Source organism: Pseudophaeobacter sp. 1A09344, from assembly GCF_041008745.1.
Classification (GTDB): Bacteria; Pseudomonadota; Alphaproteobacteria; order Rhodobacterales; family Rhodobacteraceae; genus Phycobacter; species Phycobacter gallaeciensis_A.
In genome coordinates this window covers 143,271-162,716 of record NZ_JAXGFS010000002.1, presented here as the reverse complement: position 1 = coordinate 162,716, position 19,446 = coordinate 143,271, and the positions used below count along the sequence as shown (strand labels likewise).

Genomic DNA, 19,446 nt, shown 5'->3' with positions numbered 1-19,446 from the left:
GGGGGAGGTACCAGTTTTATATGTCAGAGGGGTGTCAGGTTACCGGGATCAGGTGGTTATCCCAGCGCAGCTCGGCCTGGTTCAGGACCGACAGGCGACCCTTGGCGATCTCGACGATCTCACCGCTGCCCGAACTTGCGATGAACCCATCTGTCGATTGGGACAGGCCGCAGACATCGGGCAGATAATGTTCCGTGGTGAGGGCGCCGCTTGCGGTGTCCATGACCTGCACCACGCCGCCGCGGGGCGAGGTGACAGCCACTTGTCGGCCATCAGTGGAAAAGGCAATGGAGCCGCCGTATCCATTGAGGTTGCGCAGGCGCGGGTCATCGGCGGCCATCAGCCGTGGCGCACTGCCGGGCTTGTGCAGCCCGACGATCGGCACATCGGCGCCCAGATCGCCCTGCCACTGCATGGCAAAGGCAACGGTGCCATCCGCCTTCATCGCCAGATGGCGGATCGAATTCTTGTGGAGCACGGCGTCCAGCTCGACCTGCTCGGTCACCTGGCCGTCAAAATCGAGATAGCTGAGGTTGGGCCGCATGGTGGGGATGTTCAGCTTGGCCCGGCCACTGTCGGGATGGGTGTCGATGCCGCCATTTGCGACGACCAGCCCCGTACCATCTGCGCGCAGCATCATTTCATGCGGGCCGACCCCGCCCGAGGCAAAGCTGCCGATGCGGCGGTAGGGGGCGGTGCCATCCCAGACACCAATGATGCCGCGCCCGGCCTCGAAGTGGTTTTCGGTGGTCAGCAGTAGGCTGCCATCGGGTGTGAAGACGCCGTGTCCGTAAAAGTGGTAACCTGCCGGAGGCTCCAGCCGGGCCAGTTGCGCGCCGGTGCGGCAGTCGATCACATCGGCAAAGCGGCCGGGGCGGCGGGCAAAGGCCACCGCGATGGGCCGCGTGGGGTGGGCGGTGGCAGCATGGCCGCGGCCGGGCAGGGGGTGGCTGAACAAGAGGGTGCCAAGGTCCGAAAGGCCCGCCAGGAAAAAGCTGCCATCGGCGGCCTTGCCTGCGGACAGATAGGCGGGCGAACCCAGATCGGCCCAGCTGGCCGCCGGGGCCATCCCTGCCGCCAGAAGCCCGGCCAGAAATCCACGTCTTGAGGGCATGTCTTTGGGTCCTTTCTGTTAATCGCCATCCAGGGCGTTGAAACCGGCCTCGACGCCAAGCGCGGGACCAAGATCCTCACCGATGGTTTCGCGCAGTTTCCGGATGTCCTGCTGCACTGCCTCAATCCGCAGCCGCGTGCCCGGCTCTGCAACGCCTGCAAAGGTCGGATCGTCGAGGCGGCTGGCGTGCTCGACCGCAGTGTCAAAGGCTGCATCCAGTTCCGCTGCAAGATCGGTATCCCCGTCGCTGAGGATGCGGGCCAGCGGTGCCAGCGCCTCCAGCGCCAGGATCACGTGGTGCTGGGAACGGCCCGACCGATAGGCCTCAGCGCGTTTCGGGCGCGGCCTGTCGTAGGTGCCCAGCGGCCGCCCCAGCCGCATGTCGATCAGGATCTGCAGGCCGGTATTCAGCGCCTTGAACAGTTCCTGTTTGACCTCGGCCTCTGAGCGATAGCGATCACCGGGGTGGCGGATCTTGTCGGCATAGCTGTCGCGCCAGTCCGTCCAGATCACATCGGCTGTGGTGGCGATATCTTCTGCAATGGCGCGGGTCAGCTGGCAGCGGTAGTCGGCGCTGCCCAGCTGCTGCATGTCCTCGTCGTAAAGGAGGAATTCCAGCGCATAGAAGCCGCGCGCTGCAATCGATACGCTGGTATAGGCAGCCGCATCCTTGGCAATCGGATCCTCGGCAGTGATCAGCGCCCGCAGCGCCTTCGGCGTTTTGCCCCGGCTGTCCGGCCAAAAGGCGAGCGCAAAGGCGCGGTTATCCCTTTCGGTCGGCCCGAACCGCAGGTGGCTGACCGCGACCCAGGCATCAAAGGCTTCGCCGTAGGCCTGCTGCAACTGGACCGATCCGGGGTCGCAGACCTCAGCGGCTGTCGCGCTCAGTTGCTGCGTCTCCTGCGCCAGTGTTTCGAAGCCCGGCAGAATATGCTGTTCCAGAGCCTCCTCGACCACACCGGCTTGTGCGGTGGCGGGTGTCAGGGTGAGCGGCAGGGTAAGGCTGAGGGCAAGGGCGGGTGCCAGCAGGCGGGACAGTGAGGGGCGTGTCATAGGCTCTCCAGAAAACGGATAAGATCGGCGCGGTCCTCGGGTGACAGGTAGACCACGGTGTTGCGGGCATCTTGCGCCTCGCCGCCATGCCACAGGATCGCCTCTAGCAGGCTGCGGGCGCGACCATCATGCAGGTAGGTGGCGCGCGGCGATACCTGCTGCGTCAGGCCAATCCCCCAGAGCGGCGCGGTGCGCCATTCCCGCCCGGTGGCGCGGGCTTCGGGGCGGTGATCGGCAAGACCTTCGCCCATGTCGTGCAGCAGCAGGTCGCTGTAAGGCCAGATCAGCTGGAAACTGTGCTCGGGGCGGTCTTTCAGGCGATGGGTCACGAATTTGGGCCGGTGGCAGGCGGCGCAACCGCTGTCGTAGAACAGTTCCTTGCCGCGCAGCACTTGCGCATCGTGCAGGTCACGGCGGGCGGGTACGGCCAGATTGCGGGCGTAGAAGGTGACCAGATCCATGTTCGGTTGATCGATCTCGGTGCCGCGGGCGTCATCATTTCCGTGCGGGGCTGCGCGGCATTTTGTTTGGCTCGTGGTGCATTCCCCCCAAGGGGCGGGAAACAGCGGCGTGGAAATGCCGATATCGCCGGAAAAGGCGGCGGCGGATTGTTCGTGCACCGTCGGCATGCCCGCCTTGAGGCCAAAGCGGCCCAGCATGATCTGCTGAAACTCTTCGGACCAGACCAGATTGGCCCGACCGGAAATGCCATCTCCGTCGGCGTCGTCCGGATCGGCAGCAGCAAGGATATCGGCGGTGGGGATCGCCTCAAGCAGGCCAAGGCCAATCATCGGCGGCGCCACGCGGGGGGACAGCATGGCGTTGGTGTGCAGCGGGCCGTAGCCCAGATCCTCGGCGCTGTAGATCGGTCTGCGCAGCGAGGCGGTTTCGCCACCGTTCAGATCGACGGTCTCTTCTTCATATCGGATGCCAAGCCGGTATTCCGGGGAAATGCCTGGGGCCGAGAAATCCTGAAGCTGCTGCCCGTAGGTGGGGTCGGGGGCCGTGCCGATATAATCCTTGATTGCCTGAACCTGCTCGGGCACCGGACCGGGAACTGAGACGCGCAGAAACATCGCGGCAGAGCGGTAATCCGGCCCCGCAGCCACATGGCCGCGCCCATCCTTCAGATGACAGCGCTGGCAGGAGCGGGCGTTGTAAAGGGGGCCAAGCCCGTCAGAGGCGCGGGTGGAGGAGGGCGAGAACACCCAGATTTTCTTGAACAGCCCATTGCCCAGTTTGAATTCCAGCTCCTGCTCGAAAGACAGGTTGGCGGAGTGTTGGGAAAAGGCCTCATCGTCGCTGCGGGCGCGTGTTGTCGTCGCGCCAGCAGGATGGGTTTCATAGGCTTCGGGAGCCGAAAAATCCGTGGCAGGGGCCGTCACGGCGCGGATGCGCTGGCTGTCCTCGGTGGTGCGGGGGATCACATCCAGATGCGGATCGCCAAGGGACAGGCTGGTCAGTTCCAGCGCCTGTCCGGTGCTGGCTGCGACAAGCGCCGCAGCCAATAGAAGGTTACTCTTCAGCCTCTTCCATCTTGGTGGCGTTGAGTTGTGCATAGTTTTCGGCACCGATCCGCTCGTGCAGGTCCAGCTGTGTCTCAAGAAAGTCGATATGGCCCTCTTCATCGGCCATCAAGGCTTCGAACAGCTTCATGGTTACGTAATCGCCTGCGGTGTCGCAGGCTTCGCGGGCTTCCTTGTAGAGCGCGCGGGCGCTGATTTCGGCCGCAAGATCGCATTCCAGCGTTTCCTTGGGGTTCTGGCCAATGCGCAGCGGGTCCAGTTTTTGCAGGTTGGGATGGCCGCCAAGGAACAGGATCCGTTCGATCAACTTGTCCGCGTGCTGCATCTCTTCGATGCTTTCCTCGCGACTTTTCTTGGCCATGCTGCCCAGCCCCCAGTCTTCCTGCATGCGGAAGTGAAGCCAGTACTGGCTGACAGCGGTCAGTTCATGGCGCAAGGCCTTGTTGAGGTAGTCGATGACGATTGGGTCGCCCTTCATGGCTGTTCTCCTGTCCGAGTGGCTTGCGTAGGTTCTGCAACTGCGCAGGTACACTTACCTTAGCATTGCCGCGCATCGTGTCGAGGAAGAGCGGCATGCATCCGCCACAATCAGCGGCTTTGCCAAGCGCATGGTAGATTTTGCCGGGGGTGATGATCGTCCGGGGATCTGCGGCGCGCATCCAGTCGATGGCGGCGTGAATGTCGTGATCGGTGATCTGTGTGCAGTGGCAGACGATCATGGCCTGGCTCCCTTAGAGGTGGCAAAGGGGATCTCGATTCCTGACATCAGGTATCTGACAAAAATAGTCAGAAGGCAAGGGGTAATGCTGACTATTTTTATCGGAGATAGTCCTTGGCACAGTGTCGCTGGTCCAATGGGGGCAGCAGGGCGCATGAAAAAGGGCCGCAGAAACTGCGGCCCAGTCGGGTTCTGTTGCGAAAAGCAGTCAAAACCGAGGGATCGTTCAGCCGCCAAGCGGAATGATCAGGCTCACACCCAGCGTCGTGTCGGCAACGCCGGTGTCTTCGACCTGGGCCAGTGCTCCGGACAGGGTCATGCCGTTCTGGAATTCGTAATCCGCGCCAACCGAGATCAGATCGGTGTCGCCTGCGCTGTCCAGATCACGGTGGGCCAGGGTGCCGGACAGGGTCCATTGGCCAATGCCATAGGCCGCGTTCAGCGTGGCATAGGTGGCGTCATCCGCGCCGCCGCCAAAGTTGGAGAAGGAGGCAACCTCTGCGAAGACATCAAACCCGTCTGCAAAGGAATGGCCGATGCCGACGACGAAGCCTTGTTCGTCATCCACATCGCCAGCGCTTGCGCTCAGATGGCGGGCGCCAATATGGAACCGGGTTGCGCCGACGCTATGCGCCCATTGGATGGCAAAGTTGTCCAGCTCGCCGGTGTTGCCTGCGCCGCCCGCAGCGGCGGTATTACGGCCCCGGTCGAACCAGGCCGAACGGCTGAGACCGGTGTCATCCGCATAGAAGACGCCAAAGGACAGGGTGCCCGCGCCGTTGAGCTCTACATCAGCCAGGACACCGATCTGTTCGGCGAGTTCATAATCTTCGGCCAGGGTGCCGCCAAAGAAACCCGCTGCATCGTCCCATGCGGTGCCGAACACGGGGTGGAGTTTACCAATGGAGACGGTGGTTGCTTCGCCGATGCCAAAGCTGAGGCCGATCTCTTCGACGTAGAGGCCGATGTCGTCAAAGCTGCGGTCGGCAGTGGCGTCAGTCACACTTTCGGCGGTGAGGGTCGAGAACAGCGAAACGCCATTGCCGAAGGTATAGGTGCCGGTGGCGGTGATGGTTGCGTAGGTGTCGCGGATTTCGTTCGCGGCCACGTCCGAATAGATGATCTGCTCGTTGCCGATTTCGATTTCACCTTCCCAGGTGAATTCGGCCTGTGCCGCCGTTGCGGAAAACACGAAAGGGGCGCCGAAAGCCAGCGCCGCAGCCAGAGTCTTGTTCATAGTACTGTCCTGATATTTGGATACCGGGCGGCGTATCTGGCTGCGGTTGTCGGCTGGGCCGCCCGGTGATTTTTTGAGTTATTGGAAGACGGCGCCCGGGTTGTCGAGCGAGTCGGAGCCTTCGAATTCGACGTCGGTCAGTTGCAACGTCGCAACCGCGCGTTCGATCGAACGGGTCTGGTCGATCAGACCGTTCACACCGCCCATCACCAGCGCTTCGCCTGCGGCATTGCCCTGTTCCAGCATCTGGTCATAGGAGAAACCGGCCTCGGCTGCGGTCTTGATCCGGCCAAGCGCCTGCATGGTGTCGGCCAGCTTGCCGCGTAGTTCCGCGTCCAGATCGGCATCGGCTGAGGCAACAAGATCAGACAGTGAGGCGCCGGAGACGAGCTCACCGTTCACCCGCACGTATTCGCCCAGATAGACGTTCTGAATGCCAAGCCCATCGTAATAGTGGCTGTTGTGGGTGTTGTCGGAAAAGCAGTCGTGCTCTTCCTCGGGGTCGTTCAGCATCAGGCCAAGGCGCATCCGCTCACCGGCCTGTTCACCGTAGGAGAGCGATCCCATGCCGGTCAGCATTGCGACGATGCCTGCGCCTTCATCGGCCATCAATTCGGCGCGGGCGGCGCCACCCTCGGCCCATTGTGCGGCCATCCAGTCCAGATCGGAGACCAACAGTTCGGTTGCGGCCTGCAGGTAGGCGCCGCGCCGGTCACAGTTGCCGCCGGTGCAGGCCTCACCCTTGGCGTAATCGGTCCATGGGCGGTTGCCCGCGCCATGATCGGTGCCATTCAGATCCTGGCCCCAAAGCAGGAATTCGATGGCGTGATAGCCGGTTGCCACGTTGGCCTCGACGCCGTCTGCCTCGTGCAGGGTGTCTTCCAGCAGTGCCGGGGTGATGTCGCTGGTGTCGATGGTCTGGCCTGACAGCTCAAATGCGGGATTCGCGATCACGTTCAGCGCGGCCAGTGCGTTCTCATCTGAAGGGCCGCCATAGGAGGCATCCACGTAGTCGATCAGCCCTTCATCTAGCGGCCAGGCGTTCACCTTGCCTTCCCAGTCGTCGACGATGGCATTGCCGAACCGGAAGGCTTCGGATTGCTGGTAAGGCACGCGCGCGGCCAGCCAGGCGGTGCGGGCGGCTTGTAGGGCTTCGGCCGAGGGCTCTGCCACCAGCGCATCAACAGCCGCCTTCAGCCGCTGGGCGGTGGTCAGGCTGTCCTGATAGGTCGCCTGGGCAATATTGGCATAGGTGGTCAGAACGGCGCCTTTTTCGGGGGCCGCTGGTGCGGCCATTGCGGCAGAGCCGCCCATGGCGAGGGCTGTGAGAGCGGTTCCGGTGAGAAACAGCGATTTCATCGGGGTTATCCTTGCTTGGTTGGATCGGAAGATGGAGGGGCGCAGGTCGTGCGTAGGCTGTGGCGAGCCTCTGAGGTTATTTTGTGAGGATCAGCTTCCCGGCGCGGGTGATGCGCAGGCTGTAGATCTGGCCGTTCAGCAGAATGCGTGCCTGAATTCCGCCGCGCGTCAGGTCTTCGGCGTGATATGTGGGGAATGCTTCCGTCGTGGCGGTGGTGGCCACGGGTTCAGATGTAATCTGGTTCATGATGAGTGCCCATTTCTGAAATCCGCCCTGTCAAATTCGGCCCGGTCCAGCAGCCATTCCAGGCAGAACCCCGAAAGGCTGCCGGAGCGCGCAAATACTTCGAGCCAGATCTGGGACAGGCTGTCCTGATCGTCAGGTTCGGATGCGGTGGGCGCGGGGCCAGGAGCGATGTTCGACATGATGACGCAATGTGGTTGTCTCGGTTCGTTCGGGCTGGCCTGACAGATCAGGTTGGCTGGATTGCGTTATACCTGATTTATTTACTCACCTTTGTCAATCCGACTTTTTTACTCGGAAATTTGTGCCGAGCGGCTCGCCTTGGTGTGGATTGTTTCCAAAACTTAGGGAAAGGCGCAGTTTTCGTGCGGTCTGTTGCCGTCACGTGTCTGCCGCCCGGCTGCAACCTGGCGCCGCGAGGTCTGATGTTTGCTGAACTTAGGCCGAGTCGCTCAGGTGGCAGCAGGCACAATAAAAAAGGCCGCCAATTTGGCGGCCTTTGAAATTTGATAAATTGGGCGTTGCTTAGTCGCGGGTGCCCGAGAACCGTTCCTGCCAGTCTTCGCGCTGCTCGTCTGCGATCTTCGCGAACAGAACCTCCGGCACGGTGAAGCCGTGCCCGGCGGGCAGGGCCGAAAGGGCCGCAGCAACATCGGTGGGCCAGCCCATGTCCGAGCTATTCAATGCTTCCATCAGCTTGGCGCTGGCCTGCGGGATGAAGGGTGCGCTGAGCACGGCATAGAAGCGGATCAGGTTGAGGCCGAGACGCACCTGCGCAGCTGCGCGCTCGGGGTCTTCCTTGAACACCGACCAGGGCGCAGCCGATTGCAGATATTCATTGCCCGCAACCCAGATCGCGCGCAGCTCCTGCGCCGATTTGCGCACCTCCATCGCGCCCATCTGCTGCTCATAGGCGCGCAGGCGGGTGGTCAGCTCTTCGATCAGCGCCGTTTCCTGTTCACCGTATTCGCCGCCCGCCGGAACCTCTTCGCCGAACTTGGAACGGCAGAATTTGGTGATACGGGAGACGAAGTTGCCCAGGACATCCGCCAGATCCTTGTTCACCGATTGCTGGAAGTTCTCCCAGGTGAATTCGGAATCGCTGCTTTCCGGTGCGTGGCTCAGCAGCCACCAGCGCCAATAGTCGGCGGGCAGGATTTCCAGCGCCTGATCCATGAAGACGCCGCGTCCCTGGCTGGTGGAGAACTGGCCGCCATCATAGTTCAGGTAGTTGAAGGACTTAAGGTGATCGACCAGCTTCCACGGCTCACCCGACCCCAGAATGGTCGCCGGGAAAGACAGAGTGTGGAAGGGCACGTTGTCCTTGCCCATGAACTGGACGTATTTCACATCCTCGGCGCCCTTGTCGGTGCGCCACCAGCGTTCCCAGTCCGCATCCGTTTTGCCATGGGCATCGGCCCATTCCTTGGCGCAGGCGATGTATTCGATGGGCGCATCGAACCAGACGTAGAAGACCTTGCCTTCCATGCCGGGCCAGTCTTCTTCGCCCTTCTTGACCGGGATGCCCCAGTCGAGATCGCGGGTAATGCCGCGGTCCTGCAAGCCGTCGCCATCGTGCAGCCATTTCTTTGCGATGGAGGTCGTCAGGACGGGCCAGTCGGCCTTGCTGTCGATCCAGGCGTCCAGCTGGTCCTTCATCGCGGACTGGCACAGGTACAGGTGCTTGGTCTCGCGCACTTCCAGATCGGTGGAGCCGGAGATGGCCGAGCGCGGATTGATCAGATCGGTGGGATCGAGCTGCTTGGTGCATTCCTCGCACTGATCGCCGCGCGCCTTCTCGAACCCGCAGTTGGGGCAGGTGCCCTCGATATAGCGGTCCGGCAGGAAACGGCCATCGGCGTTGGAATAGACCTGTTTCTCCACCACTTCACGGATCAGCCCGGCCTCGGCCAGCTTGCCCGCGAAATGCTGGGTCAGCGCGTGGTTCTGTGGGCTGGAAGAGCGCCCGAAGTGATCGAAGCTGAGGCAGAACCCCTTGGCGATTTCGGCCTGAACCTCGTGCATCTCGGCGCAGTATTCCGCGACCGGCTTGCCTGCCTTGGCGGCGGCCAGCTCAGCCGGGGTGCCATGCTCGTCGGTGGCGCAGAGGAACATTACCTCGTTGCCGCGGCCACGCTGATAGCGCGCGTAAAGATCGGCAGGCAGCTGGCTGCCCACGAGGTTGCCCAGATGTTTGATCCCATTGATGTAAGGGATCGCCGAGGTAATCAGAATGCGTTCCATACCATCCATCCACATGTCGCTTTGCTTGACCCTCTATCGCATGGCGCGGGCGGCGGAAACCCCGCCTGTGCCATTCGCGCGAAATCCAACAGAAGTCGAAACATGTTCAAGGTTTTTCTTGAGTATCAAACGGTCCCCGGCCATCGTACCCTCAGGTTGTACAGGGTGCGGGATTGAAACGGTCAATAACCCTTCCCATATTAATTGTATACTACTGCATACTTTGTGATCCTGATTTGTGAGGTCCGTTTCTACATGCTGCAATTTCTGCTCGACGGAGCCTTTGCCCCGTTCACATTGGCGCTTGCACTGCTGACCGGCCTGATGGTGCTGGAATTGGTGGCCTTGCTCTTGGGCGGGAGCCTGATCGGCGCTGACAGTGATGCAGATCTGGATATCGATGCGGGCGATGTCGGCGACTTCGATCTTGATCTGGATGGTGCGGAACTGGGCGGGGTTGAGGGCATTGATGCTGCGGATCTGGACCTGCCAGATGCAGAACTGGATCTGGAACTGGCACCTGATGCACCTGCAGATGCAGGTGTTTCGAACCCGACAGGCCTGGCATCCTGGCTGGGGCTGGGCCGCATGCCGACGGTGATCTGGCTTGGGGCTATTTTGCTCGGCTTTGGCCTTTCGGGTATGGGCTTGCAGGTGGCGCTGTCCTCGCTCTTTGGGCTGCTTGCCCCGGCTTGGGGCGCAGCCATTCCAGCAGGCGCCTTTGCCTTTTGGTTCGCACGGGTTTTTGGGGCTGCCTTTGCCCGCGTCTTGCCACAGACCGAAACCGAGGCACTGTCCGAGCGCAATCTGGGCCGCCGCCGCGGTATTGTCACCCAAGGCACCGCCGCCAGGGGGCGCCCGGCTGAGGTGCGAGTCATGGATGGCTATGGCAATGCCCACTACTTGCGCGCCGAACCTCTGAAAGATGGCGATACCATCGCTCAGGGCACCGAGGTTCTGGTGATCCGGGATCGGCGCAGGGGGAGTTACGTGCTTGTTGCCGTCTCCGAATAAGCTTGACGATAAAATTCTAACTTTTGTCCCACAGGGAGGTTTCTCAATGGAGTTTGAGTTTCTGTTGATTGTTGTTGTTACCGTAATTATTTTTCTTGCCCTGTTCGGGCTTGTTATTGGTCGCCTCTACCGGCGCTCTACCCGCGAGATCAGTCTTGTGAAAACAGGGGCTGGCGGCAAAAAGGTGATCATGGATGGTGGCACGATCGTTGTGCCCCTGTTGCATGAGGTCAGCCCGGTCAACATGAAGACCCTGCGCCTTGAGGTGAAGCGCGATGGCGAGGCGGCATTGATCACCCAGGACCGGATGCGCGTCGATGTGGGTGTGGAATTCTACGTCTCGGTAATGGCCACCACAGAAGGGATCGCCCGTGCGGCTCAGACCCTTGGCAGCCGGACCTTCGATGTGGAGCAGCTGCGAGAAATGATTGAGGGTAAGCTGATCGATGGTTTGCGCGCCGTGGCCGCCCAGATGACCATGGATGGCCTGCATGAGAACCGCGCTGACTTCGTTCAGGAAGTGCAGAATGCGGTTTCCGAGGATCTGCTCAAGAACGGTCTGTCGCTGGAATCCGTTTCCTTGACTGCGCTCGACCAAACCCCGTTCGAGGCGCTGGATGAAAACAACGCCTTTAACGCGGTGGGGATGCGCAGGCTGGCAGAGGTGATTGCGACCTCGAAGAAAGAACGCGCCCAGATTGATGCAGAGGCGGATGTCGCCGTGCGCCGCGCCGCGATGGAGGCTGAGCGTCATAAGCTGTTGATCGAACAGGACGAAGAACAGGCCCGGATCGAGCAGAAGCAGAAGGTGGAAACCCTGCGTGTGGCGCAAGAGGCCGAGATCGCTGCCCGCACCGAGGACAGCGTGCGCGAAACCGAACGCGCCCGGATCGCGCGGGAAGAGGCCATTCGCGCCGCCGACATTGAGCGCGAGCGTAAGATCCGTGAGGCCGAAATCTCCAAGGAGCGGGAGTTGGAGGTCGCTGAACAGGAGCGCCAGATCATCATCGCACAGAAATCCGAAGAGGAAAGCCGCGCCCGTGCCTCGGCGGATCTGGCCCGTGCCGAAGCCACCAAGGCAACCGAAGCGGTGGCAACCGCCCGCCAGGTGGCAGAGGCCGAGCGTCAGAAGCAGATCGTTCTGATCGAAGCCACGCGCGAGGCTGAACGTCAGGCCACCGGCATTCGTCTGGCTGCCCAGGCGGAGAAGGAAGCCGCCGCCGACCGCGCAGAAGCGCGCCGTGAAGAGGCGCAGGCCGAAGCCGATGCACTCAACATCCGCGCCGAGGCCAAGAAGAACGACATGCTGGCCGAGGCGGAAGGTAAGCGCGCCATCGTTGAGGCAGACAATGTCCTGTCTGAGGCTCAGATCCGCTTCAAGGTCGATCTCGCCCGGATCGAAGCGATGCCTGCCATCGTGGCGGAAATGGTCAAACCTGCCGAAAAGATCGACTCGATCAAGATCCACCAGGTGGGCGGCATGGGCGCAGGCGCAGGCGGTGCAGGCTCCGTGGCCGCACAGGCGGGTGGCGGCGACAAGCCCGTCGTCAATCAGGCGCTCGATTCCATCATGGGCATGGCGGTTCAGATGCCTGCCCTGAAGAAGCTGGGCGAAGAACTGGGCCTGTCCATGGAGGATGGGGTGGCCGGTATCACCAGCGGCGCTTTGGGGGTGTCATCTGAACCTGCCAAAGAGACGGTGGAGGCCGAGGCATCGGCGGCAGAAGAAGCGGCTGATGAGGTGGAGACGCCGCTGGCCTAGATCGCCTGGTTGCAGACATTGGATGAAAGGGCCGGATTTTTCCGGCCCTTTTTCGTGGGATCTAGCGTTTCTCGCGCGAGCCTTTCATCAACCGTCCGATGGTAAAGGAGGTGCGCGGGGCGTAGACGTAGTTGGTGCGTTCGTCCGGGGTCGGGCGCGAGCGCATGCGCGACAGGCCGAACAGGATCAGCCCGAAATGGCCAACCGCGATAAAGGCAAACAGCGCCTTGGGGCCGTAGCCGCTGATCAGTGCAGAGGATACATAAGGCGCAGCGATGGCGCCGAGCGCGTAAAAGAACATCAGTGCGGCAGAGAGTTCGACCCGCTCGTCTGATGTGGCAAAGTCGTTGGCATGGGCCGATGAGACCGAGAACACCGGGAAGGCGGTGAAGCCAAACAGCCCTGCCATCATCATGGTGGCCTCGGTGCTTTGACCCGATATGAGGATCGTCAGGCCGCAAGACATAATGGCGGCTGCTGACAGCCAGATCAGCACCCAGCGGCGGTCATATTTGTCCGCAAGCCAGCCCACCGGGTATTGTGCGAGTGCGCCGCCCAGCACGAAGGCCGCAAGGAAAAAGGCAACCTGGTTCAGCTCCAACCCAACTTCGGTGCCGTAGATCGGCCCCACCATCCGGAACGAGGCGGCGCCGATCGCGGCGACGATGACGCCGACAACGGCCAGTGGCGAACAGCGCCAGGCCAGCCCGGGCCGCAGGCGCGGCGCGGCTGGGGTTGCGGGCTGGCTGTTGCGGGTCAGGGTCAGCGGCAAGAGCGCGGCGCAGCAAAGCAGGGCCAGAAGGTTGTAGGAGACGTAAGAGGCCGGTGGCAGTACCGCGATCATCATCTGCGCCGCAAGGGAGGCGATCAGGTCGGCCAGCCGGTAGGTGCCCATGGCCCGGCCACGGCTTTCGTTGGTGACCTTGGCGTTCATCCAGGCTTCGATCACCGTGTAACAACCAGCCACCGACAGCCCGGATGCGATGCGCATCGCGGCCCAGGCCAGCGGCGCTTCGGTGAGGGTGTGTCCGATCAGGCCCATCGCCCCGAGGGCGGTGCAGACGGCAAATGCGCGGGAATGGCCCACCGTGCCCATCAGCCGTGGGGCCCACCAGCAGCCGATGAAAAAGCCCAGAAAATGCGCAGACCCCAGTAGACCGATTTCTTGCTTGTCAAAGCCGAGCGTCAGGCCCGAGATCGCATCCAGCGGTCCGACGCCGCCAGCAGAGAGCTGCAACAGAATGACAGAAAGGAACAGGGCGGCAAAGGAAAGGATCAGGCGCATGGTGTTGCCGACTGTGCCAATGCGCGTGGGGATTGCTAGCCCTTTTCGTCAGATCATGTCGTATTCAGCTAACTTTTTTGATTTGCTTCCCGGCTTCTTCCATTGGGGGCGTGGCTCGGCTCTGGCCTTGCTCTTGTCCGGGGGAGGGAGTGGACGTGTCAGGGGCGACAGTTTCAGTCAAAGGGCCGCCCGGAGCCCGTTGTGTCAGCTGCCAGCTGCGCGGGGGCAGGGCGCGGGCGCGCAGCCGGTCCAACTGCCAGATACGATTGCGGTACTGATGCGCGGGGCGCATGGTCCAGCGGCTTTCGATGCCCTCGGCGCCACCCGCGCCGGGCGTCAGCAGCAGCGCCAGCGGCGCGTTTCCGTCCATCGCCAGAGGCCCGCCCGCCGCAGCTGCCATATGCAGGCGCCGTACCGGGGTGATGGCCGGGGGGGCGGGCAGGTCCGCGATGACAAGCGGGGTGGCGCCGCTACGCAAGGCTTCCTCCATGGTCCAGAGAACATCTTCGGATCGGGGGGCTGTCACCCAGAGAAACCGGGACGGATCCGCAAAATCCACCATGCCGTCGGGGTTCAGTTCTGCGGCGTCCCGGGGCGGAGAGATCCAAAGCACTGGCCCGGCCATCGCCCCGGCCAGCCAAAGCGCGAAACTGTACCGGGCGCTACCACAGGCTTCATGCGCTCGACCGCGCTGCAGGGCGATATCCCTGAGCAGGGTGACGCTGGCCTTTCGCTGTCTTTGGCCAGGGGTGGAAGCAGAGGCTAGTTCGGTAGGCAGCTGTGGAGGGATGGGATGAATCGACATGGTTGTCAGATTACAATGTTCTCTTTTTGTTCTCAATATTGTTTGGCGGGAGTGCAGCAGAAAGGGCAAGGCATGAAGGAGGGGGAATGGGGCAAAAGGAAAGCGACACGGGAGGGCCGTGTCGCTTTCCTTTTGCCGCTCAGGGCGGGTGATATCCGGCGGTGGGTCAGCTCTCGCGGGGGACGACGGCGCCGCCCTCTTCGGCCCATTTGGTAAATCCGCCTTCCAGATGCATGACCGGGGACAGGCCCATCTCCATCGCCGCGCGTGCGCTCAGCGCCGAACGCCAGGCACTGGCGCAGTAAAACACATAGGTTTTGTCCTGGTTGAAGATGGGCTTGTGATAGGGGCTGTCAGGGTCGATCCAGAATTCAAGCATGCCGCGCGGGCAGGAAAACGCGCCGGGGATCATGCCCGAGCGCTGCAGCTCACGAATATCGCGCAGATCGACAAAGACGTAAGACTCGTCCTGGGCTTTCTCTTTGGCGTCCTCCACGGACATGGTGTCAACCATGGCGTTGGCTTCGGCAAGCAAGGCCTTGATGCCTTTGGTGATGTTCTGTGGCATGGAGACTCTCCCTGATTAGATCCGCCGCAGGCTGTTCTATTTTCACACCCTCGGCAAGACCCTCGGATGCGGCAGGCAGCAGGAAAGCGCAGGGAGACATGACGACGCCCCGGCATTCGGAGGTGCCGGGGCGTCCAGAGAAGGGCGCAGGCCCTCTCTTCACTCAGTGCGGGTAGGCCAGCGTTACCATTTAACCGGACACAAGGCGCCGCCGCTTTCCATCCAAGCGTCCAGGCCGCCCTCCAGATGCCGGACCTCGGGAAGGCCCATTTCCAACGCAGCCTTGGCAGCCAAAGCCGACCGCCAGCCATTGTCGCAGTAAAAGACAAACAGCTTTTCTTCGTCAAAGACCTCCTTGTGGTAGGGGCTTTCCTTGTCGATCCAGAATTCCAGCATGCCACGCGGGCAGGAAAACGCGCCGGGGATCACGCCGGTGCGGTAAAGTTCGCGAATGTCGCGCAGATCCACGAATTGGGAGCGTGCCTGGCTTAGGAGCGCCTGGGCTTCATCGAGCGTCACGTGTTTCACCACGCTGTCCGCTTCGGCGATGAGTTCCTTGTAACTTTTCTTCAGTGGAAATGTCATGGGGTGCTCCTTCAATTCGGGTTATGTTTCAGGGTCTTGTTCCGGGTCCTTACGTGATTTCCGTTCGGGTCGGGCGGTACCTGTTCGCGTTAAGAGTGTGCCTTTTTTGGAGGCAGCAGGTAAAGCGACCAACGGCATAGGGTTGCACTCCTTTGGGTCAGGAGTAGTGTCTTTTGAAACGTTTGAGACAGGGATCGCGCGATATGAAAATGAACCCTCTGGGCCGCACCGGAATGACGGTATCCGAGCTGTGCCTTGGCACCATGACCTTTGGCACCCAGACCAGCGAGGCTGACGCACATACTCAGATCGACATGGCGCTGGCGGCGGGCGTGAACTTTGTCGACACCGCCGAAATGTACCCGGTGAACCCGGTCAGCAAGGAAACCGTCGGCCACAGTGAAGCGATCATCGGCAACTGGAATGAAAAGACCGGACGCCGCAGTGATTACATCCTGGCCACCAAACACTCGGGTGAGGGGCTTGCTGTGGTGCGCGACGGAGAGGCGATCTCGTCAAAGACCATCGCGCCGACCATCGAAGGCTCGCTGAAGCGGCTGAAGACCGATTACATTGATCTCTACCAATTCCACTGGCCCAACCGGGGCAGCTATATGTTCCGCAAGAACTGGAGCTATGATCCCTCGGGCCAGAACCGGGAGGAAACCCTCGCCAATATGCTGGATTGCCTGGAGGCGCTGCAGGCGCAGGTGGACAAAGGCAATATCCGTGCCTTTGGTCTTTCCAACGAAAGCGCCTGGGGCACGGCCCAATGGCTGCGCCTGTCCGAGGAAAAGGGCTATCCGCGCGCGGCCTCGATCCAGAACGAATATTCGCTCCTGTGCCGGATGTATGATACGGATCTGGCCGAACTCAGCGTCAACGAAGACGTGGGGCTGATGGCGTTTTCGCCGCTGGGAACCGGACTTCTGACCGGGAAATACCAGGGCGGTGCGGTGCCAGACGGATCTCGCAAGACTCTGAACCCAGAGCTGGGCGGGCGCCACTCGCCGCGGGTCTACGCCGCCGTTGATGCCTATCTGGAGATCGCAAAGCGCCACGGGCTGGATCCGGTACATATGGCGCTGGCCTGGTGCCGCACGCGGCCCTTCATGGCCTCGGCGATCTTCGGGGCGACCACCGTTGCGCAGTTGGAGCATGCCCTGCAATCGGTCGATGTGACGCTGGATGCGCAGGTGCTGGAGGAGATCGACGCGGCCCATCGCGCCCACCCGATGCCGTACTGATCGGCAAATACCCGAACCGGAGCCCTCCCGCGCCCGCAGGTGCATCGGCTGATGCCGATACCCCTTTGGCGGCCTTGGGCCAGGCTCGGCGCATCTGCTCCGAGCCTGGCCCAAAGGGAACGGTACATGTCCCATGTGCCGGTGACGCGCGGGAGTGCTTGGCGATCCTTCCTCCCGGTCATGGGACCGGGATGGCCCGCATGCTGCACCCTCAGTGGGTGGTGGGACGGTGATCCTGCGCGGCGTGGTCCGCGGTGGAATAGGCCGTGGATTGCGTCTCACTCCGCTCCTGACGCAGATCCCGGGCCGAGCTGCCATGCGCCAGCCGGAAGGCGCGGGCAAAGCTCGATTGCGAAGTGAATCCGGTGGCCATGGCCACATCCATCAGCGGCAGGTCGGTATCGGTCACCAGCCGCCGCGCCTCGGCCAGACGCAGTTGCAGGTAATGGTCCTGCGGCGTGGTGTTGAGGCGCAGGCGGAATTGCTGCTGCAGGCTGCGCGGGCTGGTGCCCAGGCTCTCTGCGATGCGGGACAGTGGCATCGGATCATCCAGCGCCGCCTCCATCAACGCATTCGCCTTGGCCGTCAGCGCGTTGTGCTTGTGTCCGCCAAGGCGGCTTTGCGGGCGAGCCATGCTGGCGGCCCCGTCATAAAGGAACAGACCAGCGACGCGGGCGGCAAATCCGGCGCCATGACGGGCGCTGATGATATGCAGCATCATCTCGATCGCAGGGGTGGCGCCGCCCGAGGTCATCCGTCCGTCGGACACGGTAAAACGGTCGCTGCGGCAATCCACATCCGGGAAACGGGCCGAGAAATTCTCCAGATCCTCCCAATGGGTGGTCGCGGGGTGATCGTTCAGCAGGCCCGCTTCGGCCATCAGCCACGGACCGCCGTCGATGCCTGCAATGGTGGCACCTGTGCCCGCAATGCGGCGCAGCCCGGCCAGCAGGCTGGGGGTGGCGTGGCGCGCCAGCTGGAAACCGGCCACCACAATCATCAGCTCGCATCCTTCGAGCCGGGACAGAGGCGTGGTCGGCACCGTCAGCCCGCTCGTCAGCATCGGCGGCTCATCCGTTGCGCTGATATAGTCCCAGTCAAAGGCACAGCGACCGGCCAGCCGGTTGGCCGCGCGCATCGGGTCGACCGCTGCTGCAAAGGACAGTGTGTTGCATTCGTCCAGCACCAGAACCGCGCATTTCAGCGGGCGATGCTCGGGTTGCAGGATGTTTTTCGCGGATTTCATCAAGTCGGATTCGCTTTGCGTAAACTGTTCCCCGGAAGGCTGAGGCACAGTAGAGGTCAACGCAAACAGGAATCTGGGGAGGAGCCTGGGGATAACCCACGGCAAAACCCTGTACATTGAGGGGAAAACGAAAACATGCCTCTGACCATGAACCGCGACGTCTTTATCACCTGTGCCGTGACCGGCTCTGGCGGCAGCCAGGACCGCAGCCCGCATGTGCCGCGCTCGCCCAAACAGATCGCCGACAGCGCCATCGCAGCAGCCAAGGCCGGCGCGGCCGTGGTCCACTGCCACGTGCGCGATCCGGAGACCGGCACCCCGAGCCGCGATCTGGGTCTTTACCGCGAAGTCACCGACCGCATTCGCGACAGCGACACCGATGTGGTGCTGAACCTGACCGCCGGTATGGGCGGCGACATCACCTTTGGCGACGTGGAAAACCCGCTGCCGGTCAAGGACGCGGGCACCGATATGATCGGCGCCACCGAACGTATGGCGCATGTGGCCGAATGCCTGCCGGAAATCTGCACTCTCGATTGCGGCACCATGAACTTTGCTGAAGCCGACTACGTGATGACCAACACCCCCGGCATGCTGCGCGCCATGGGGCAGATGATGACCGATCTGGGCGTGAAGCCCGAGATCGAAGCCTTTGACACAGGCCACCTGTGGTTCGCCAAGGAACTGGTGAAAGAGGGCATTTTGGACAGCCCGGCGCTGGTGCAGCTGTGCATGGGGGTTCCTTGGGGCGCGCCCAACGACCTCAACACCTTCATGGCGATGGTGAATAACGTGCCGGACGACTGGGACTGGTCGGCGTTTTCGCTGGGGCGTGATCAGATGGCCTATGTCGCGGCCTCGGTTCTGGCGGGCGGCAATGTACGCGTGGGGCTTGAGGATAACCTCTGGCTGGAGAAGGGCGTGTTGGCCGAGAACTGGCAGCTGGTGGAGCGCGCAGGCACCATCATCGAGAACATGGGTGCCCGTGTGATCGGCCCCGAAGAGGTCCGCAAGCAGCTCGGCCTGACCAAACGGGCGCCGGTGGCGAAGTGATCCGCCGGGCTCTGACATCCATGGTCTTTTGCGGCGCGGCGCTGTCTGCCGCCGCAGAGGAGGCACCGCTTTGGGAGGGCTACTGGTCCCCCAATGCGGCCTGGTGCGCCAGGGCCGGGGATGTCGGAGAGCAGACGCCTGACTGGTACGGGCGTGAAGGATTGTTCGGTCTGGAATGGAGCTGTGACATCGCGGAGATCAGCGAGACCGGCGTGGGCAACAGCTGGGCTCTGAAACTGCAATGCCTTGATGCGGGATACGCGTACAGCGATGCGCAGATATTCCTGGTGACGCCGGATGATCGGCTGCAGATCATTGATGAAAACGGGTTCGCGGCCGATCTGGTGCGCTGCGCAGCTCCACAAGACTAAACTGATGGGATGGCG

General features: G+C 62.2%; 19 protein-coding genes. 5 read left to right on the top strand and 14 right to left on the bottom strand.

Going from position 1 to position 19,446, the window contains the following annotated elements; all coding sequences use genetic code 11:
- Positions 1-34: 34 nt before the first annotated feature.
- The 9 genes from SM765_RS03930 to metG all read right to left on the bottom strand — a co-directional run bounded on the left by SM765_RS03930 (position 35) and on the right by metG (position 9,495).
- Positions 35-1,114, bottom strand: coding sequence for a DUF1513 domain-containing protein (locus tag SM765_RS03930; RefSeq protein ID WP_274837425.1), 1,080 nt, complete (start codon positions 1,112-1,114; stop codon positions 35-37).
- An 18-nt stretch (positions 1,115-1,132) separates the two neighbouring features.
- Positions 1,133-2,167, bottom strand: coding sequence for an imelysin family protein (locus SM765_RS03925; RefSeq protein WP_274837426.1), 1,035 nt, complete (start codon positions 2,165-2,167; stop codon positions 1,133-1,135).
- Entirely contained in the window at positions 2,164-3,726 is a 1,563-nt protein-coding gene (locus tag SM765_RS03920; protein WP_274837427.1) for a di-heme oxidoreductase family protein, read from the bottom strand. The genes SM765_RS03925 and SM765_RS03920 overlap by 4 nt, the downstream gene beginning before the upstream one ends.
- Positions 3,683-4,171 carry a bacterioferritin gene (bfr, locus tag SM765_RS03915; protein ID WP_065271139.1) on the bottom strand — a complete coding sequence of 163 codons (489 nt, stop codon included), beginning with the start codon at positions 4,169-4,171 and terminating at the stop codon, positions 3,683-3,685. The genes SM765_RS03920 and bfr overlap by 44 nt, the downstream gene beginning before the upstream one ends.
- Positions 4,119-4,412: a (2Fe-2S)-binding protein gene (locus SM765_RS03910; protein WP_082996010.1), complete on the bottom strand. Its 294-nt coding sequence runs from the start codon at positions 4,410-4,412 to the stop codon at positions 4,119-4,121. Before SM765_RS03910 ends, bfr begins: the two co-directional genes overlap by 53 nt.
- A gap of 225 nt (positions 4,413-4,637) precedes the next feature.
- Entirely contained in the window at positions 4,638-5,648 is a 1,011-nt protein-coding gene (locus SM765_RS03905; protein WP_274837428.1) for a porin, read from the bottom strand.
- Positions 5,649-5,726: 78 nt separating this feature from the next.
- A complete protein-coding gene (locus SM765_RS03900; RefSeq protein ID WP_274829568.1) occupies positions 5,727-7,007 on the bottom strand; it encodes an imelysin family protein in 1,281 nt (426 codons plus the stop codon).
- A gap of 76 nt (positions 7,008-7,083) precedes the next feature.
- Positions 7,084-7,254, bottom strand: coding sequence for a hemin uptake protein HemP (hemP, locus tag SM765_RS03895; RefSeq protein WP_065271136.1), 171 nt, complete (start codon positions 7,252-7,254; stop codon positions 7,084-7,086).
- A gap of 522 nt (positions 7,255-7,776) precedes the next feature.
- On the bottom strand, positions 7,777-9,495 hold the full coding sequence (gene metG, locus SM765_RS03890) for a methionine--tRNA ligase (RefSeq protein ID WP_274837429.1): 1,719 nt from the start codon (positions 9,493-9,495) through the stop codon (positions 7,777-7,779).
- Positions 9,496-9,750: 255 nt separating this feature from the next.
- Between metG and SM765_RS03885 the strand changes: the two genes are divergently transcribed.
- Together SM765_RS03885 and SM765_RS03880 are read left to right on the top strand one after the other, a co-directional pair.
- A complete protein-coding gene (locus tag SM765_RS03885) occupies positions 9,751-10,509 on the top strand; it encodes an OB-fold-containig protein (protein WP_274834757.1) in 759 nt (252 codons plus the stop codon).
- Between the two features lie 46 nt (positions 10,510-10,555).
- Positions 10,556-12,271 carry a flotillin family protein gene (locus SM765_RS03880; protein WP_274834756.1) on the top strand — a complete coding sequence of 572 codons (1,716 nt, stop codon included), beginning with the start codon at positions 10,556-10,558 and terminating at the stop codon, positions 12,269-12,271.
- Positions 12,272-12,332: 61 nt separating this feature from the next.
- Here SM765_RS03880 and SM765_RS03875 read toward each other — a convergent pair whose 3' ends face one another.
- From SM765_RS03875 to SM765_RS03860, 4 genes are all read right to left on the bottom strand, one after another.
- A complete protein-coding gene (locus SM765_RS03875; RefSeq protein WP_065273556.1) occupies positions 12,333-13,556 on the bottom strand; it encodes an MFS transporter in 1,224 nt (407 codons plus the stop codon).
- Positions 13,557-13,620: 64 nt separating this feature from the next.
- On the bottom strand, positions 13,621-14,361 hold the full coding sequence (locus SM765_RS03870) for an ImuA family protein (protein ID WP_368981413.1): 741 nt from the start codon (positions 14,359-14,361) through the stop codon (positions 13,621-13,623).
- Positions 14,362-14,527: 166 nt separating this feature from the next.
- Positions 14,528-14,929, bottom strand: coding sequence for a rhodanese-like domain-containing protein (locus tag SM765_RS03865; protein ID WP_065271131.1), 402 nt, complete (start codon positions 14,927-14,929; stop codon positions 14,528-14,530).
- Between the two features lie 183 nt (positions 14,930-15,112).
- Positions 15,113-15,514 carry a rhodanese-like domain-containing protein gene (locus tag SM765_RS03860; RefSeq protein ID WP_065271130.1) on the bottom strand — a complete coding sequence of 134 codons (402 nt, stop codon included), beginning with the start codon at positions 15,512-15,514 and terminating at the stop codon, positions 15,113-15,115.
- 203 nt (positions 15,515-15,717) lie between these two features.
- Here SM765_RS03860 and SM765_RS03855 point away from each other — a divergent pair, with 203 nt between their 5' ends.
- Positions 15,718-16,761 (top strand): aldo/keto reductase, encoded by a 1,044-nt coding sequence (locus SM765_RS03855; protein WP_274837430.1) that lies wholly within the window; start codon positions 15,718-15,720, stop codon positions 16,759-16,761.
- A 211-nt stretch (positions 16,762-16,972) separates the two neighbouring features.
- Here SM765_RS03855 and SM765_RS03850 read toward each other — a convergent pair whose 3' ends face one another.
- On the bottom strand, positions 16,973-18,007 hold the full coding sequence (locus SM765_RS03850) for a GlxA family transcriptional regulator (RefSeq protein ID WP_274837431.1): 1,035 nt from the start codon (positions 18,005-18,007) through the stop codon (positions 16,973-16,975).
- A 135-nt stretch (positions 18,008-18,142) separates the two neighbouring features.
- Between SM765_RS03850 and bcoG the strand changes: the two genes are divergently transcribed.
- Together bcoG and SM765_RS03840 are read left to right on the top strand one after the other, a co-directional pair.
- On the top strand, positions 18,143-19,060 hold the full coding sequence (gene bcoG, locus SM765_RS03845) for a 3-dehydrocarnitine:acetyl-CoA trimethylamine transferase BcoG (protein ID WP_065271127.1): 918 nt from the start codon (positions 18,143-18,145) through the stop codon (positions 19,058-19,060).
- On the top strand, positions 19,057-19,431 hold the full coding sequence (locus SM765_RS03840; protein ID WP_274837432.1) for a hypothetical protein: 375 nt from the start codon (positions 19,057-19,059) through the stop codon (positions 19,429-19,431). Before bcoG ends, SM765_RS03840 begins: the two co-directional genes overlap by 4 nt.
- Positions 19,432-19,446 lie beyond the last annotated feature (15 nt).